Here is a 17,021-nt window from a genome sequence, read left to right as displayed (position 1 = left end):
CTCGTCAGATTCGTCACCCCGGACTTGTTCCGGGGTCCACCCAGCTGCGAGAGAACCGTATCGAATCAAGCCTTTCTCCCCGCCGCAGGGTGGACCCCGGAACAAGTCCGGGGTGACGAGGTAAGCTTGGAAGACGACAACCTCGCACCAACGTCCATATGCCATAGCCCTGCCCTCAAGGGCGAGGAGCTGGCGTTCCGCCCTCAATACGCCACCGTCCCCCAGACATTGCCCGGCGGCGCATAGCGGCACACCACGAAATCGTCCTTCGCGTTGCTCGCCAGCGCACAGCCGACCTGCGTCGTCCCGCGCCAGACGATCTGGGTGTAATGGCCGACGTCCTCCCAGCGTCCGGTCTTGCTCGACTGCGGCACCGGCAGGTTCACGAAGTCCTTCTTCTCCGCCACCCAATGGCCGACCATCTCGTCGAAGCGATAGGCGCCGCGCGTGCCGGTCCACAGATTCTCGCCCTCGCGGTCCATCCCCAGCGACTGCGGCGCATGTTCGAACCGCGCGGTGCGCGCCATCACCTGCGCATAGGCGAGGGCCGAGGCGGCGAGCGGCTCGCTCCACGTCAGCGGCGCGACGCCGACATCGGCGCGGGCGCGATTCTGCCCGGTCAGCATCGCCTCGCGCAGCAGCACCGACCCGCGCGGGGCCGGCGCGGCGCTCGCGCGCGGCTCGACGACGCGCTCGGGGCCCTGCGTGCATCCGGTGGCGAAGAGCAGGCCCGCTGCGAGCCATGAGTGGCGTTTCCATGTCATTGCCGCCATATCGGCAGCATCATGGATTCCGACAAGACGCCGCTCGCGCTCTACGTCCACTGGCCGTTCTGCGTCTCGAAATGCCCCTATTGCGACTTCAACAGCCACGTCCGCGACACGGTCGATCAGGAGGCGTGGCGCGACGCGCTGCTCGCCGACCTCGCGCACGAGGCGCGCGCCCTGCCTGGCCGCCGGCTCGGCTCGATCTTCTTCGGCGGCGGCACGCCGTCGCTGATGCCGCCCGCCACCGTCGCCGCGATCCTTGCCGCCGCGCAGACGCACTGGCAGCCGACCGCCGATATCGAGATCACGCTCGAGGCCAATCCCTCCTCGGTCGAGGCGGCGCGCTTCGCCGATATCGCTGCGGCGGGGGTCAACCGCGTCTCGCTGGGGTTGCAATCGCTGGATGATCGCGCCTTGCGTTTCCTCGACCGCGCGCATGGCGTCGACGAGGGGCTGGCCGCGCTCGCCACCGCGCAGCGGCATTTCGCTCGGGTCAGCTTCGACCTGATCTACGCGCTCCCCGATCAGCGCCTGCCCGCCTGGGAAGCCGAGCTGACACGGGCGCTGTCGTTCGGCACCGAGCATCTCTCGCTCTATCAATTGACGATCGAGCCCGGCACGCGCTTCGCGACCGAGGCGGCCAAGGGCCGCCTCACCATCCCCGACGGCGATGCCGCCGCCGACCTGTTCGAGGCGACGCGCGCGCTGACCGACGCGGCGGGGCTGCCGGCCTACGAAACCTCGAACCATGCGCGGCACGGGGCGGAGAGCCGCCATAACCTCACCTATTGGCGCTACCGCGATTATGCCGGGATCGGCCCCGGCGCGCACGGCCGCCGGGGCGGGCTGGCGACGCAGCGCCACAAGAAGCCGGAGAATTGGCTATCCGCCGTCGCCCGCAACGGCCACGGCCTCCAGATCGAGGAGCCGCTGGTAGCACACGACCGCGCCAGCGAGGCGCTGGTGATGGGCCTGCGGCTGCGCGAGGGCATCGACCTGACGCACGTCGCGACGCTCGCCGGCGGTACCGCGCCGATCGACTGGGCTGCGGTGGAGCGGCTCGAGGCGCAGGGCCTCGTCGCGCGTGATCCCGGGCGGCTGCGGGTGACGGAGGCGGGCACGCTCCTGCTCGACGCGATCCTGCCGCTGGTGGTGAAGGACGCCTGAATCCTCCCCCGTTAGGGGGGTGGGCCGGGCGGGAGTGCCATAAGGTAGCTCCGCCCTGTCCTCCCCCTCCGTCACGGCTTCGCCGTGCCACCTCCCCCTTGCGGGGGAGGAATTTCCGATTCTACCGCCCGAAGCCGGTCGGGGCCGGCGACACGGTCACGGTCGTGCCGTTCTGGATCTCCTGCACTTCCAGCGCCCGCTCGGCGACGCCGTCGCGGCCGAAGCGGAACGCCCCGTCGATCCCCGCGAAGCCGTCCGCGTCGCGCAGCCGCGCTTCAGGGAACGGCCGCCCCACCGGCCAGTCGCGCGAGATGCGCACCGTCAGCAGCACCGCGTCATAGCCGAGGCTCGACAGCCGGTACGGCGCCGCATTGTAGCGCGCGCGATATTTGGTCGCATATTGCCGGTAGAGCGTGTTCCCGACGCTCGCGAACCACGCGCCGTTGAGCGCCGGCTTGGTGGCGAGGCTCGTTTCCGAATTCCACAATTCGGTGCCGAGCAGCCGCGTCGAGGCGCCGCTGCCGCGCTTGACCAATGGCGCCGCGACGCCCGCGCTCGCCGCGCCGTCGGCGATCAGCACCGCGCCATAGGGCGCCTTGGCGTTGAGTCGCGTCACCGCGCCGGCGATGCCGCCCGCGACCCGGCCATAGGTCTGCAGCGACACGACCGAGCCGCCCGCCCCCTCGACCGAGCGCAGGAAGGCGGTCGAGGCGCGCTCGCCGTACAGGCCGTTGGGGATCAGCCCGGCGAAGCTCGTCACGCCGCGGCTGGTGGCATATTGCACGACGCGGTCGATCGACTGCGCCGGCGCATAGCCCATCAGATAGGTGCCGTTGCCCGCCACCGACGCGTCGTTGGAGAAGCTCAGCACCGGCACGCCCGCCGCCTTGGCGATCGGCGCCACCGCGCGCACGTCGTCGGACAGCAGCGGCCCGAGGATCAGTTGCGCGCCCTCGGCGATCGCGCGTTGCGCCGCCGCCGCCGCGCCCGTCGCGGTATCGTAATTGGTGATCCGCACCTTGTCGGTGCCGGTGTCGAGCACCGCCAGCATCGTCGCATTGGCGATCGAGCGGCCGACGCCCGCGTTGCTGCCCGACAGCGGCACCAGCAGCGCGACGCGATTGCGCGCGGTGTCGCGCGGCAGTCCCGCCTCGACCGGCTCAGGCCGGTTCGCGGCAGGGCGCGGCGCCCGCTCGGGTGCGGTCACCGGCGCACGCGGCACCACGGTCGAACAGGCGGCGAGCATCGCCGCGGCGACCAGCGCGATGCCGCGCCGCAGCCACGGCTGTCGCGCTCCCGGCTGTCCAAGTGTAGCTGCCTCTGCCATGACGTCCCCTGTGGCCATATCCGAACCTTTAGAACCCGGGCTCTACATCGTCGCGACGCCGATCGGCAATCTTGCTGACCTGTCGCCGCGCGCCGCCGACATATTGACCCGCGCCGACGTGATAGCGGTCGAGGACAGCCGCGTCACCGCCGGCCTGCTCCGCCATATCGGCGTCAAGCGCCCGATGCTCCCCTATCACGACCACAATGCCGAGGGGATGCGCCCCGGCCTGATCGCGCGCATGGCGACCGAGGCGGTCGCGCTCGTCTCCGACGCCGGCACGCCGCTGATCTCCGACCCCGGCTACAAGCTGGTCCGCGACGCGCGCGCCGCCGGCCGGCACGTCGTCACCATCCCCGGCCCCTGCGCCGCGGTCGCCGCGCTGACGCTCGCCGGCCTGCCGACCGACCGCTTCCTCTTCGCCGGCTTCCTGCCGAGCAAGGCGCAGGCGCGGAGCTCGGCGATCGCCGAAATCGCCACGATCCGCGCCACGCTCGTCCTCTACGAATCCGGCCCACGCCTGTCGGCCTGCCTCACCGCGCTGGCCGAGGGGCTCGGCGACCGCGACGCGGCGGTGACGCGCGAGATCACCAAACGCTATGAGGAAGCGGTCACCGGCACCCTCACCCACCTTGCCGCGCGCTATGCCGATGCGCCGCCGAAGGGCGAGATCGTCATCGTCGTCGCGCCGCCCGGCGAGGCGCCGCCGCCCGATCCGCAGGATGCCGATGCCGCGCTGGTCGAGGCGCTGACCCGCCTGCCCGTCGCCAAGGCCGCCGGCGAGGTGGCCAAGGCATTCGGGCTCGACCGCAAGACGCTCTACGCCCGGGCGCTGGCGATGAAGGGCGAATAGCGGCGCGCCGACCTGTGCCGTGAAGGCGGTAAATAGCGTCGTACTTCAACGACTTGTCAATGAGTCCACGGCTATGGTCGACGCATGCAGATGTGGAAGACCGGCGTCACCTCGGCGCTCCTGATGGCCCTGGCGGGATGCGGCGGCGGCGACGGTAGCGGCGGTTCGGCGGCGGTGCCCGTCATCTCTGCGCCTGCGCCGACGCCGGCGCCGACCGCCGCACCCAGCCCCACACCCACGCCGGCACCGACGCCGACCCCCACGCCCGCCCCGACGACCTGGGCCGGCGCCGCCGCCGCGCTCTACGACGTCCAGCCCGATGCCACGACCTGCCGCGCCGGCACGCTGAAGGCGAGCGTCAAGGCCGACTTCCTCGCCAAGCTCAACGCGATCCGCGCCTTGCACCAGCTTCCCGCAGTGACCTATTCGGAGGCGGAGGATGCGGCGGAGGCGGATTCGTCGCTGATGATGGCGGTCAACAAGCAGCTCAGCCACACGCCGCCGACGAGCTGGACCTGCTACACCGCCAGCGGCGCCGCCGCGGCCGGTGCGAGCAACCTGATCGGCGGCTGGGGGACCGGGCTCGGTTTCGACAGCGAGGACAGCTATCTCGGCCTGTGGCTGACCGAGGGCGGCAGCGCGTCGATCGGCCACCGCCGCTGGATCCTCAATCCGTTCCTCGGCAAGACCTCCTATGGCCGCGTCGCGCTCGTCCTGCCCGACGGCAGCCGCGCCAGCGCCGCCTCGATGCGCGTCTTCAACTTCGCCGGCGGCGTCACCGCGCCGGCCGGCCTGCCCGCTTATGTCGCTTACCCGCAGGGCGACTATCCGGCGCGCTATTTCACGCTGTCGAGCTACCTGTCCTTCAGCGTGGTCGCGGGGACGACGGGCACGTTCGGCGCCAACGCCAACGTCCGCTACGATCGCGCGACGATCACCGTCACCGGCCCCGGTGGCGCGCTCGCCGTGTCGGACGTGACCAGCGACAACGAAGGCTATGGCCTCGCCAACAACGTGCAATGGCGCGTCGCCGGATTGCAGGCGGGCGTCACTTATACGGTGACGATCGCCGGCATCACTGGTGCGCCCCGCACGGACTACAGCTATTCCTTCCGCGTCAGCTAGCCGGGCTGGCGCGGGGGACGTGCGCCTTACCAGTTGATCTTATAGCTGTTGATGGCCTCGGTTTCCGCCACGACGCGACTGATGAGGTCGATCTTCAAGTCGTACGGCGATTGATCGAGCTCTACGCCTCGCCCGACACCCGTCCGCCAGTCGAAGCGGACCTCGTGATTGGCGGGCTTGTCCGGATTGATCGGCCCCAGCGCCACACGCGGTTGCCCTTCGGTGATGTAGACTGCCGGATGCCCCCGCAATTTTTCAATGATCTTCTGGATGTCCACGTTGGGGAGATGTTGCAGCACCTGCCGGACCAGATAGACATCTGCCTCGGGCAAGGGATCGGCGACCGCATCCAGGACCTGGAACGATACGCGGTTGTTCGCGTGTACGGCTTGATTGTGCTCGACGAGTTCCGGCACGATGTCACACCCCAGATAAGCGTCCGGCGTATGGCGTACGATCTCGGCACCGATTACGAAGTCGCCACAACCGATATCGACGATCTTCAATGGCCGCTGCGCCGTTGAACGCAGGGCATCCAGTTCCGCCAATATGGCGATGACATAGGCATCGGCCGCATAGCCGCGCGATCCAGCCCCGGAGAAGAAGCGGTGGTTACCCTCGCGGCCCCACAATCCCTCGGCATAGGTCCGCTGAAAGGCTGCGCGTCGGACATGCGCCTCCCCCTCCGACCGCCCGCTGTCCGCATCACCGAACTCGTCCGGGAGATGTTCGACATAGGGTCTAGCCCAGCGCGCGAAGTTGCTGTCGAGCTGGCGGACCGCGCCGGGCGTGAGATCCTTGACGTAGGGCCAGCCGAACGTTTCCCAAAGGTGGGTCGCATAGCTCTCCGAGATATCGATCGGCTCATGCGACCGAAAGATCTGCTCGATCCCCTGCTCCGTCCACAGCGGCCAGAAGAATGCGCGATGGTCAAGCACCGTGACCTCGTTCGGGAACAAGCGGCTCATGAAGAACGGCAGTTGAACCGAATGCTCATTCCAGAACGGTCGGTGAAGATTCGTACCCCTGAACCAATTATACTGGTCGAGCCAGCGCGTGACGAACAATGAATGCGGCTGCGCCAGTATCACCGCATTGGCGGTGCCATATTGGCCGTTGATGCCCTCCAATCCCAGAACGGCGGACTCGTTCAACAGCGGGTCGAAGCTGCGATGGACCATGACGTCAGCGTCGAGATAAATACCGCCGCGGTCGAGCAACGCGACCAGCCGTACGACGTCGGCCCGGTGCGCGGTGTTCAGCAACGGATGCCCGAATATCTCACGCGGCGCTTCTACCTTGACCTTGGTGACGAGTGGCTCCGTCAAACCCCACCAGACCGTGTCGGGTTCGAACTCGTAATAGAAGAACACCGCATCGGGCTTGATGTGCTCGATCGCGCTACGCAAGCAGACGTAATGCATCAAACTCCACGGCTTGCCGCCGAAATCCTCGGATAGCCCAAAGCAATAGTGCAGGATCTTCGGAATCTTCATCATTCGGTTCCGTCGTTATAACTCGGTGGAAAATGGCGTCGTATGTAAGCGGGCGGCGCGCGACGTGGTCTTCGCCGCATCTTGCAGACCTCCATTATAGGCCGGCCGAGCAAGAGGTTGCGCGGGCCCTCACCAAGTAGTTTTGCCCGCAGGCCGCGCATGCTTGTGCGGTGGGAGCCACTGCGGCAAGATCGCTGCATGCGTCCCCCTCGCCGCGCCTCCACCACCGAGCGTCGCACTGCGGAGGCGGCGGGTCGTCGCGGCGAGCGGCTCGCCGGCTGGTGGCTGCGGCTCAAGGGCTGGACGGTGCTCGATCGCCGCGTCCGCACGCCGGCAGGCGAGGTCGACCTCGTCGCGCGCAAGGATGGCCTGATCGCCTTCGTCGAGGTCAAGACGCGCCGCACCGTCGCGGAACTCGACTTCGCCATCGACGAACGGCGCCTCGCCCGCGTCGCGGCGGCCGCCGAGCTGCTGATGCCGCGCTACGCCGGTCCCGGCGACGACATCCGCATCGACGTGATCCTGCTCGCCCCCGGGACGCGGCCGCGGCATATCGAGAATGCGTGGATCGGCGGATGAAGCCGCGCGGGACCTGCGCAGACGGTGACATTCCGGCCCCGCCACCCTAAGTGCCGCCCGAGATCAACAGCCCGCGAGTGTCCCGATGCCCCTCACCGTCGCCGTCCAGATGGACCCGCTCGACAGCATCGCCATCGCGGGGGATTCGACCTTCGCGCTGATGCTCGCCGGCCAGGCGCGTGGCCACCGCCTTTTCCATTACGACGCCGAAGACCTCAACTATCGCGACGGCCGCGTCTGGGCGAAGGCGCATCCGGTCACCGTGCAGCGGGTCGACGGCGATCATTTCCGGTTCGATCCCCCGGTCAGCCTCGACCTCGGCGAGCAGGCCGATGTCGTGCTGATGCGGCAGGACCCGCCGTTCGACCTCGGCTATATCACGGCGACGCACCTGCTCGAGCGGATCGCCGACCGGACGCTGGTGGTCAACGACCCGGTCAGCGTCCGCAACGCGCCCGAGAAGGTGTTCGTGCTCGATTATGCGCGCTTCATGCCGCCGACGCTGATCACCCGCAGCCTCGACGAGGCGCGCGCCTTCCTCGCCGAACATGGCGAGATCGTCGTCAAGCCGCTCCACGGCAACGGCGGCAAGGCGATCTTCAAGGTCGGCAGCGACGGCGCCAACCTCTCTGCGCTGATCGAGGTGTTCAACCAGACGTGGCGCGAGCCGCATATGATCCAGGCGTTCCTGCCGGCGGTGGCGAAGGGCGACAAGCGTATCGTTCTGGTCGACGGCGTCGTCGCCGGTGCGATCAACCGGCTGCCCGGCGAGGGTGAGATCCGCTCCAACCTCGCGGTCGGCGGTTCGGCGGTGAAGACCGAGCTGACCGACCGCGAGCGCGAGATCTGCGACGCGCTCGGCCCCGAGCTGAAGCGCCGCGGCCTGATCTTCGTCGGCATCGACGTGATCGGCGGCGAATGGCTGACCGAGATCAACGTCACCTCGCCGACGGGCATCGTCGCGATCGAGCGGTTCGACGGCACCGACGTCGCCGGCCTGATCTGGGATGCGATCGAGCGCAGGGTGTCGGAACGCGGCTGACGGCTCCGCCGTTACCCTCCGGCATGACCGAGTTCATCCTCAACGGCATCGCCTGGGGCGGCTATATCGGCATCTTCCTGCTGATGGCACTGGAGAACATCATCCCGCCGATCCCGTCGGAGGTGATCATGGGCCTAGGCGGGATGGCGGTCGCGCGCGGCGACATGGCGATGGTGCCGCTGGTCCTGTGGGGCACCGCGGGGACGACGGCGGGCAATTACGTCTGGTATCATATCGGCCGTCACGTCGGTTACACCCGCTTCCGCCCCTTCGTCGAACGGCACGGCCGCTGGCTGACGATGGAATGGGAGGATGTCGAGGCGCTGCACCGCTTCTTTGTCCGGCGCGGCGGCTGGGTGGTGTTCGTGTTCCGCTTCATGCCGACCTTCCGGACGATCATCTCGCTGCCGGCCGGCATCACCTGCATGCCGGTGTGGCGGTTTCTCGTCTGGACCTTTGCGGGCAGCCTGATCTGGAACAGCATTCTCGCCGGCGCCGGCCTGTACCTCGGTGCGCGCTTCGCCGAGCTGGATCATTATGTCGGACCGCTGGCGGTGGCGATCATGGTGCTGATCGTGATCGCGTACATCTGGCGCGTCGCGACATGGAAGCCGCGGGGGCAATAGCGCGGACCCCGGCTTCTCCCCCGCCAGCGGGAGGAATCATCGTCCGACCGGTCCCTCAGCCATGCGGGTGGGCGTTGCGGTAGACGTCGAGCAGATGCGCCGCGTCCACCGCGGTATAGACCTGGGTCGAACTCAGGCTGGCATGACCCAGCAACTCCTGCAACGCGCGCAGGTCCGCGCCCCGACCGAGCAGATGCGTCGCAAAACTGTGTCGCAGCGCATGCGGGGTCGTCCGCTCGCCGAGCCCGAGCTGGCCCCGTGCCCGCTGCACCGCCTTGCGGACCATGCCGGGCGACAGCGGCCCGCCCTTGGCGCCGCGGAACAAGGGCGCCTGCGGATCGAGCACCCATGGCTGCTGCGCCACATAGGTCCCGATCGCTTCGCGGACCTGCGGCAGCAACGGGACGATCCGCGTCTTGTCGCGCTTGCCGGTCACCGCCAGCGTCTCGCCGAGCGGCAGCACCGCCGCCGGCAGCGCGATCGCCTCGCCGATACGCAGCCCGGCACCGTAGAGCAGCAGCAGCACCGCCCAGTCGCGCGCGCCGATCCATGGCTCGACCGCCGCATCCGCCACCGCACCGGCGAGCGCCAGCGCCTCGTCGGGCGACACCGGCCGCGGCACCCCGACCTTCACCCGCGGTCCACGCAACCGCGGCACCACGCCGTCCGGCACCGCAAAGGCGAGGAAGCCGCGCACCGCCGAAAGCTCGCGCGCGGCGGAGGCATTGCCCAGCCCTTCCGCGCGGCGCGCGGCGAGGAAGGCGCGCAGGTCCGCCGCCGTCACCTGCGCCAGCGCCGCCGCATCGGCACGTGCGCCCCAATGCGCCTGGAGAAAGGCGGTGAGCCGCTCGGCGGTCGCCTGATAGGCGCGGACGGTATGCGCCGACCGCCGCCGGTCGCGGGCGAGATGCGCCGCCCAGCGGACCGACAAGGGAGGCCCGGATGCGCTCATCGCGCCGCCGCCACGGCACCCGTAGCGGGGCTCAAGAAGAACATTTTAACCCTTTTGGGACAACATCATAGTGGCCATGAATGATCATCAGTCGTCGTCCCATCCATCCTATGACGAAGCCGGCCGACTCGCCGCGCTGCATGCGCTGGCGCTGCTCGACAGCGAACCCGAGAAGGAGTTCGATGCGCTCGTCGCGCTGGCGGCGGAGCTGCTCGGCTGTCCTATCGCGCTGCTGACGCTGATCGACCAAAAACGGCTGTGGATCAAGGCGAGCACGGTGCCCGGCGAGCGTGAGCTCGATCGCGACGTCGCCTTCTGCGATCGCACGATCCGCCAGGATCGGCCGCTGATCGTCGACGATCTCACGCAGGATGTGCGGTTCAACAGCTTCCCGCTGGTCACCGATGCCGGCATTCGCTTCTATGCCGGGACCGCGATCCATGTCGCCGACGGCGCCGGCGTCCGTCAGCCGATCGGCACGCTCTGCGTCCTCGACACCAGTCCGCGCTCGCTCAACGCCGCCGGCCATGCCGCCTTGGAGCACCTCGCCAGCCTCGCGGAGGCGCTCATCGCGGCGCGGCGGACCGCGATCGAGGCGATCCGCATCGCCACCACCGGCGAGGAGCTGGTCCGCCGGCTCGAGCGCAAGGAGCGCATCTTCCGCCAGGCCGAACGGATCGCGATGATCGGATCGTGGCGCATGTCGGTCGCCGATGCGGCGCTCGAATGGTCGGAGAACGTGTTCCGCATCCACGGCCTGCCGGTCGGCGCGGTGCCGCCGCTCGACGGCGCGCTCGATTTCTATCCGCCGCACGCCCGCATGATGGTCGCCGATACGATCCGCCAGGCGCTGGAGACCGGCGAACCGTTCGAATTCGACACCGATCTGATCACCGCCGACGGCCGCCGCCGCCGGGTGCGTGCCGCCGCCGAGGTCGAGGCGTCCGACGGCATCGTCCAGGCGCTGGTCGGCGTGTTTCAGGACATCACCGGACAGCATGAGCTGGAAACGCGGCTGCGCCATTCCGCGGATACCGACGCGCTGACCGGTATTCCCAATCGCGCGGCGTTCGACCGCGAGCTGGATCACGCGATGCGGCGGGCGCGGATCGACGGATCGCCGCTGATGCTGGCGCTGATCGACCTCGACGGGTTCAAGGACATCAACGATGCGCTCGGCCACGGCGTCGGCGACGACGTGCTGCGCTTGACCGGTGCGGCGCTGACCGAACCGTGGCTGCGCAATTGCTTCACCGCGCGGATCGGCGGCGACGAATTCGCGGTGGTGATCACCGATCCGGTGATGATCGCCGACCCCGACCGGTTGCGCGACCGGCTCGAGGCGGCATTGCACATCCCGGTCGAGAGCGGTGGCATCACGATGACGAGCGCCGGTTCGGTCGGGCTCGCGACGTTCGACGCCGATTGCCATTCGCTGCGCGATTTCGCCCGACGTGCCGACGTCGTCCTTTACGCCGCAAAACGCGCCCGCGTCGGCCAGACGCAGCGCGCGAACGTCCGCAAGGCGGCTTAACGCTTTCCGACGAGTCGCCGAGCCCCCATATGGGGCGCGTCATGTCCTCGCGTGCCCGCGTCCTCGTCCTCAACTCCGCGCTCGGTCCGCTCGATTATCGCGTGCCGGCGGGCATGGCGGTCGAGCCGGGCTCGGTCGTCATCGCGCCCTTGGGGCCGCGTCAGCTGCTCGGCGTCGTCTGGGAGCCCGAACGGCTGCCCTCGGATGCCGAGGTCGGCGACAACCGGCTGCGGCCGCTGCTCGGCACGGTCGACGTGCCGCCGCTCGCCGCGCCGCTGCGCCGGCTGGTGGAGTGGACCGCGGATTATTATCTCGCCCCGCCCGCCGCGGTGGTGCGGATGACGCTCGCCTCCACCTCCGCGCTGGAGGGATCGCGCACCGCCACCGAATATCGCGCCACCGGCATCGTCCCGCCGCGCCTCACGCCGCAGCGCAAACAGGCGCTGGAACGGATCGGCGACCGGCAGGGCCTGATCCGCGAACTCGCCACCGCCGCCGACGTTTCCGACGCGGTGATCCGCGGCCTCGTCAAGGCCGGCGCGATCGAGGCGGTCGAGGTGGCGATCGACAGCCCCTATCCGCATCCCGACCCCGCCTTCGGTCCACCGCAGCTCGCCGGCGAACAGCAGGCGGCGGCGGCGACTCTGGTCGAGGGGGTCGCCGCTCACGCATTCCGCCCCACCCTGCTCGACGGCGTCACCGGCTCGGGCAAGACCGAGGTCTATTTCGAGGCGGTCGCCGAGGCGATCCGGCAGGGGCGGCAATGTCTCGTCCTGCTGCCCGAGATCGCGTTGACCGAGCCGTTCCTCAAGCGCTTCCACGACCGTTTCGGCTGCGAGCCGGTGGCGTGGCATTCGGGGCTGCGCTCGACGCAGCGCCGCCGCGCGTGGCGGGCGATCGCGACCGGCGAGGCGCTGGTGACGGTCGGCGCGCGCTCGGCGCTGTTCCTGCCCTATCGCAACCTCGGGCTGATCGTCGTCGACGAGGCGCATGAGACCAGCTTCAAGCAGGAAGAGGGTGTCCATTACCACGCCCGCGACGTCGCGGTGATGCGCGGCAAGTTCGAGGGTTGCCCGGTGATCCTCGCCAGCGCCACGCCGGCGATCGAGACGCGGCAGCAGGTCGCGCTCGGCCGCTATGCGGAGCTCAAGCTGCCCGGCCGCTACGGCGCCGCCGAGATGCCGACGATCGAGGCGATCGACCTGATCCAGCAGCCGCCCGAACGCGGCCGCTGGCTCGCGCCCAAGCTCGTCACCGCGCTGGAGGAGACGCTGGCCAAGGGGGAACAGTCGCTGTTGTTCCTCAACCGACGCGGCTATGCGCCGCTGACGCTGTGCCGGACCTGCGGGCATCGCTTCCAATGCCCCAATTGCACCGCGTGGATGGTCGAGCACCGGCTGACGCGGCGGCTCGCCTGCCATCATTGCGGCCATGTCCTGCCGACGCCGCGCGCCTGCCCCGAATGCAAGGAGGAGGACAGCCTCGTCGCCTGCGGCCCCGGCGTCGAGCGAATCGCCGACGAGGTGACCGCGCTGTTCCCCGAGGCGAAGACCGCGGTCGTCACCTCCGACACGATCTGGTCGCCGGCCAAGGCGGCGGAGTTCGTCGGGCGGATGGAGGCGGGCGACATCGACATCGTCGTCGGCACGCAATTGGTCACCAAGGGCTATCACTTTCCCAACCTCACGCTGGTCGGGGTGGTCGACGCCGACCTCGGACTGGAGGGCGGCGACCTTCGCGCTGCCGAGCGCACCTTCCAGCAGATCCGCCAGGTGTCGGGACGCGCCGGGCGCGGCGCCAAGCCGGGCCATGTGTTCATCCAGACGCACAGCCCCAAGGCGCAGGTGATGCAGGCGCTGGTCACCGGCGACGCCGACGCCTTTTATGAGGCGGAGACCGAGGCGCGACGCGACGCCGGTGCGCCGCCGTTCGGTCGCTATGCGGCGATCGTCGTCTCGTCGGAGGAACAGGCCTGCGCCAACGAGATCGCGCGGCTGGTGGCGCGCTCGGCGCCGCAGGTCGACGGCATGGCGGTCTATGGCCCTGCCCCCGCGCCGCTGGCGATGCTGCGCGGCCGCCACCGCTATCGGCTGCTCGTCCATGCCCGCCGCGCGCTCGACGTGCAGGACGTGATCCGCGACTGGCTGGGCGCACTCGACTGGCCGGCAAAAGCACGCGTGACGGTGGACGTCGATCCGTATAACTTCCTTTAGCGGACCAATTCAGGTCCAACAGGGGGTGTGGCGAATGACGACACGGCGCGGATTTCTCGGCGGGGCGGCGGCGACTGCGGGCGTGGCATCACTGGCCGGTGCGGCGCAGCCCGGCGGCGGCGCGATGATCGTCTCGACCTGGGATTTCGGCGCGGCGGCCAATGACGCCGCCTTCGCGCGGCTCAAGGCTGGCGGCACGCTGATCGACGCGGTCGAGGCGGGCGGCATGGTGCCGGAGGCGGACCCGAACAACCATTCGGTCGGCTATAGCGGCTATCCCGATCGCGACGGCCATGTCACGCTCGACGCAGTCATCATGGACGACCGCGGTGGCGTCGGCGCGGTGGCGGCGCTGGAGGATACGGTCCACGCCATCTCGGTGGCGCGCCGGGTGATGGAGAAGACGCCGCATACGTTCATCGTCGGCGAGGGCGCGACGCGCTTCGCCCGCGACCAGGGCTTTCCCAAGGTCAATCTGCTCACCCCCGAAGCGGAGAAGGCATGGCGCGACTGGCTCAAGACCTCGCAATACAGACCGGAAGCGAACATCGAGAACCGCCGGCCGCGCGGCGGCGCGCTCGACCATGACACGATCGGCCTGCTCGCGCGGACCGCAGACGGACGGATGGCGGGGGCGTGCACGACCTCCGGCATGGCGTTCAAGATGCGCGGCCGGGTCGGCGATTCGCCGCAGGTCGGCGCGGGCCTTTACGTCGAGGCGGGCGTCGGCGCGGCGACATCGACTGGGCTCGGCGAGGAAGTGACGCGGGTGTCGGGCAGTGCGCGCGTGGTGGCGTCGATGCGCGCCGGCCTGTCGCCGCAGGCGGCGTGCGAGGAGGTGGTCCGCCATATCGCCAAGCTGCGCGGCGATGCGATCAAGGGGACGCAGGTCGGCTTTCTCGCGCTGTCGCCAAAGGGCGAGGTCGGCGCCTTCTGCCTGCTGCCGGGGTTCACCTATGCGGTGACCGATGCGGCAGGCGTGACGGTGGTGAAGAAGGGGCCGTCGCTGTTCGCGGCATGAGGCCCGGCTCGCACAAATATGCCATAATTTCGGGCGTTTACCGCACGAACATGGACAACATGGACACCTTAATGGAAACGATCGCCTCCCGATCGTTTCCGTTTCTGCACAGATGGGAAAGAGCCGGGTGTACGGCCCTCCCCTAGCAGCGGAGCGCCATGTAGGACAGCGCGACCGGCGGGCCTCAGGCGGCGCGTTCGGCCAGCACGGTCAGGCCCTTGGCGTTGACCTCGGCGAATCCGCCCTGAATCGCGATCGTCTCGGGCTGGCCACCCTCGGTGCGATAGACCGACAGCGCACCGTCGCGAACCGTCGACATCAGCGGCGCATGGCCTTCGAGCACGCCGAAGTCACCCTCGGTGCCGGGGACGACGACCATATAGACGTCCTCGGAACGGACGAGCTTCTCAGGCGTGACGAGTTCGAAATGGAGCATGTTATCGAAAGGTCCTGAGCGCGATGCCCGTGATGCAGGCAATGATGTACATGGCGGCGACAAACTGGGCGATCACCCAATTTCCGCGCGCGCGGAATGGATCGATCACAGCTTCAACACCGCGATCAGAATGCCAGCCGTGGCGACGATGACGCCCATCAACCAGGTCAGCAATTGCGTCTTCGCGCTTTCCAGTCGCGCGCTGAGCCGTTCTTCCATGAGCTGGATATCAGACTTGGTCGCAACCCCGTCCGTCACCGCCCGACCGATGGCAGAAGCGATCGCCTCCGCCTGCGCGGCGGGAAGTTCGGTGGCCTTCAGGTCCCGGGCGATCGAGAGCGTATCGACGTTCACGAACCCAGCCTAACCGAACCTCCTGCCGAAGTCGATTACGCTTCCTGCGCGAGCTTCTCGGCCTTGGCGACGACCTCGTCGATGCCGCCGACCATGTAGAAGGCCGCCTCGGGCAGATGGTCGTATTCGCCGTCGACCACCGCCTTGAACGAGCGGACCGTGTCCTCGATCTGCACGAACTTGCCGCTGATGCCGGTGAAGACCTCGGCGACGTGGAACGGCTGGCTGAGGAACTTCTGGATCTTGCGCGCGCGCGTCACCGTCAGCTTATCCTCTTCGGACAATTCGTCCATGCCGAGGATGGCGATGATGTCCTGCAACGACTTGTAGCGCTGGAGCAGCGACTGGACCGCGCGGGCGGTGTCGTAATGCTCCTGGCCGACGACGCGCGGTTCGAGCACGCGGCTGGTCGAATCGAGCGGATCGACCGCCGGATAGATGCCGAGTTCCGAGATCGCGCGGTTGAGCACGGTCGTCGCGTCCAGATGGGCGAACGAGGTCGCCGGCGCCGGGTCGGTAAGATCGTCCGCGGGGACGTACACGGCCTGCACCGAGGTGATCGAACCCTTGTTGGTCGAGGTGATGCGCTCCTGCAGCGCGCCCATGTCGGTCGACAGCGTCGGCTGATAGCCCACCGCCGACGGGATGCGGCCGAGCAATGCCGACACTTCCGCGCCCGCCTGGGTGAAGCGGAAGATGTTGTCGACGAAGAACAGCACGTCCTGCCCTTCCTGGTCGCGGAAATATTCCGCGATGGTCAGGCCCGACAGCGCGACGCGGGCGCGGGCGCCCGGCGGCTCGTTCATCTGGCCGAACACCAGGGCGACCTTCGAGCCCTCGCTGGTCGGATTGCCCTCGGCATCCTTGGCGATGACGCCCGCGTCGAGGAATTCGTGATAGAGGTCGTTGCCCTCGCGGGTACGCTCGCCGACGCCGGCGAACACCGAGGTGCCGCCGTGGCCCTTGGCGATGTTGTTGATCAGTTCCTGGATCAGCACGGTCTTGCCGACGCCGGCGCCGCCGAACAGGCCGATCTTGCCGCCCTTGGCGTAGGGCGCGAGCAGGTCGATGACCTTGATGCCGGTGACGAGGATGGCGTTCTCGGTCGACTGGTCGACGAACAGCGGCGCCTCGGCATGGATCGGCGCGCGCAGGTCGGTCTGCACCGGGCCGCGCTCGTCGATCGGCTCGCCGATGACGTTCATGATGCGGCCGAGCGTCGCCGGGCCGACCGGAACGCTGATCTGCGCGCCGGTGTCGCGGACGGTCTGACCGCGGGTCAGGCCCTCGGTCGCGTCCATCGCGATCGTGCGGACGGTGTTCTCGCCGAGATGCTGCGCGACTTCGAGCACCAGCTTGTTGCCGTTGTTGTCGGTCTCGAGCGCCGAGAGGATCGCCGGCAGATTGTCCGGGAAGTGGACGTCGACGACGGCGCCGATGACCTGGGCGATCGTGCCGGTGGTGTTGCTGCTGCCCGTCGACTGGGTCGGGCGGATGTCGTCTGCGGCGGTTGCCATGGCGGTTCTTCC

General features: G+C 68.8%; 16 protein-coding genes. 9 read left to right on the top strand and 7 right to left on the bottom strand.

Annotated elements, in window-relative coordinates; all coding sequences use genetic code 11:
* Positions 1-203: 203 nt before the first annotated feature.
* Positions 204-773, bottom strand: coding sequence for a CAP domain-containing protein (locus AC07UH_RS05485; RefSeq protein ID WP_495189915.1), 570 nt, complete (start codon positions 771-773; stop codon positions 204-206).
* 12 nt (positions 774-785) lie between these two features.
* Between AC07UH_RS05485 and hemW the strand changes: the two genes are divergently transcribed.
* Positions 786-1,934, top strand: a complete 1,149-nt coding sequence (gene hemW, locus AC07UH_RS05480; protein ID WP_495179088.1) for a radical SAM family heme chaperone HemW — start codon at positions 786-788, stop codon at positions 1,932-1,934.
* Between the two features lie 121 nt (positions 1,935-2,055).
* Here hemW and AC07UH_RS05475 read toward each other — a convergent pair whose 3' ends face one another.
* On the bottom strand, positions 2,056-3,261 hold the full coding sequence (locus AC07UH_RS05475) for a penicillin-binding protein activator (protein WP_038662619.1): 1,206 nt from the start codon (positions 3,259-3,261) through the stop codon (positions 2,056-2,058).
* Between AC07UH_RS05475 and rsmI the strand changes: the two genes are divergently transcribed.
* Positions 3,260-4,114: a 16S rRNA (cytidine(1402)-2'-O)-methyltransferase gene (gene rsmI, locus AC07UH_RS05470; protein WP_495179089.1), complete on the top strand. Its 855-nt coding sequence runs from the start codon at positions 3,260-3,262 to the stop codon at positions 4,112-4,114. The two genes, AC07UH_RS05475 and rsmI, sit on opposite strands and share 2 nt — an antisense overlap.
* A gap of 84 nt (positions 4,115-4,198) precedes the next feature.
* Positions 4,199-5,239, top strand: coding sequence for a CAP domain-containing protein (locus AC07UH_RS05465; RefSeq protein WP_495179090.1), 1,041 nt, complete (start codon positions 4,199-4,201; stop codon positions 5,237-5,239).
* 26 nt (positions 5,240-5,265) lie between these two features.
* Here AC07UH_RS05465 and AC07UH_RS05460 read toward each other — a convergent pair whose 3' ends face one another.
* Positions 5,266-6,735, bottom strand: a complete 1,470-nt coding sequence (locus AC07UH_RS05460) for a glycosyltransferase (RefSeq protein WP_495179091.1) — start codon at positions 6,733-6,735, stop codon at positions 5,266-5,268.
* Positions 6,736-6,933: 198 nt separating this feature from the next.
* On the opposite strand from AC07UH_RS05460, the gene AC07UH_RS05455 reads away from it, so the two are divergent.
* From AC07UH_RS05455 to AC07UH_RS05445, 3 genes are all read left to right on the top strand, one after another.
* Positions 6,934-7,314 carry a YraN family protein gene (locus AC07UH_RS05455; protein WP_495179092.1) on the top strand — a complete coding sequence of 127 codons (381 nt, stop codon included), beginning with the start codon at positions 6,934-6,936 and terminating at the stop codon, positions 7,312-7,314.
* An 85-nt stretch (positions 7,315-7,399) separates the two neighbouring features.
* Positions 7,400-8,356, top strand: a complete 957-nt coding sequence (gene gshB / locus AC07UH_RS05450; RefSeq protein WP_038662629.1) for a glutathione synthase — start codon at positions 7,400-7,402, stop codon at positions 8,354-8,356.
* A 23-nt stretch (positions 8,357-8,379) separates the two neighbouring features.
* A complete protein-coding gene (locus tag AC07UH_RS05445) occupies positions 8,380-8,982 on the top strand; it encodes a DedA family protein (RefSeq protein ID WP_495179093.1) in 603 nt (200 codons plus the stop codon).
* A 55-nt stretch (positions 8,983-9,037) separates the two neighbouring features.
* On the opposite strand, the gene AC07UH_RS05440 is transcribed toward AC07UH_RS05445, so the two are convergent.
* Positions 9,038-9,934: a tyrosine recombinase XerC gene (locus tag AC07UH_RS05440; RefSeq protein WP_137899828.1), complete on the bottom strand. Its 897-nt coding sequence runs from the start codon at positions 9,932-9,934 to the stop codon at positions 9,038-9,040.
* 76 nt (positions 9,935-10,010) lie between these two features.
* Between AC07UH_RS05440 and AC07UH_RS05435 the strand changes: the two genes are divergently transcribed.
* Genes AC07UH_RS05435 through AC07UH_RS05425 form a run of 3 tightly spaced genes read left to right on the top strand, consistent with a single transcriptional unit; the run spans position 10,011 to position 14,702 of the window.
* Positions 10,011-11,468, top strand: coding sequence for a diguanylate cyclase domain-containing protein (locus AC07UH_RS05435; protein ID WP_495179094.1), 1,458 nt, complete (start codon positions 10,011-10,013; stop codon positions 11,466-11,468).
* A 41-nt stretch (positions 11,469-11,509) separates the two neighbouring features.
* Positions 11,510-13,681, top strand: a complete 2,172-nt coding sequence (locus tag AC07UH_RS05430) for a primosomal protein N' (protein ID WP_495179095.1) — start codon at positions 11,510-11,512, stop codon at positions 13,679-13,681.
* 34 nt (positions 13,682-13,715) lie between these two features.
* The gene (locus AC07UH_RS05425; protein WP_495179096.1) at positions 13,716-14,702 is read left to right on the top strand and encodes a glycosylasparaginase; all 987 of its coding nucleotides are present in this window, start codon (positions 13,716-13,718) and stop codon (positions 14,700-14,702) included.
* Positions 14,703-14,886: 184 nt separating this feature from the next.
* Here AC07UH_RS05425 and AC07UH_RS05420 read toward each other — a convergent pair whose 3' ends face one another.
* From AC07UH_RS05420 to atpD, 3 genes are all read right to left on the bottom strand, one after another.
* Positions 14,887-15,138 carry an ATP synthase F1 subunit epsilon gene (locus AC07UH_RS05420; RefSeq protein ID WP_037535488.1) on the bottom strand — a complete coding sequence of 84 codons (252 nt, stop codon included), beginning with the start codon at positions 15,136-15,138 and terminating at the stop codon, positions 14,887-14,889.
* A gap of 105 nt (positions 15,139-15,243) precedes the next feature.
* Complete coding sequence (locus tag AC07UH_RS05415; protein ID WP_137899832.1) at positions 15,244-15,492, bottom strand: hypothetical protein; 249 nt, start codon at positions 15,490-15,492, stop codon at positions 15,244-15,246.
* A gap of 35 nt (positions 15,493-15,527) precedes the next feature.
* Positions 15,528-17,009, bottom strand: a complete 1,482-nt coding sequence (gene atpD, locus AC07UH_RS05410) for a F0F1 ATP synthase subunit beta (protein ID WP_038662646.1) — start codon at positions 17,007-17,009, stop codon at positions 15,528-15,530.
* Between the last annotated feature and the right edge of the window lie 12 nt (positions 17,010-17,021).

The sequence above is a fragment of the Sphingomonas sp. GW821-FHT04B01 genome (assembly GCF_059420425.1).
Note: the sequence above shows the minus strand (reverse complement) of the source record. Positions and strands in the feature narration are given on the sequence as shown.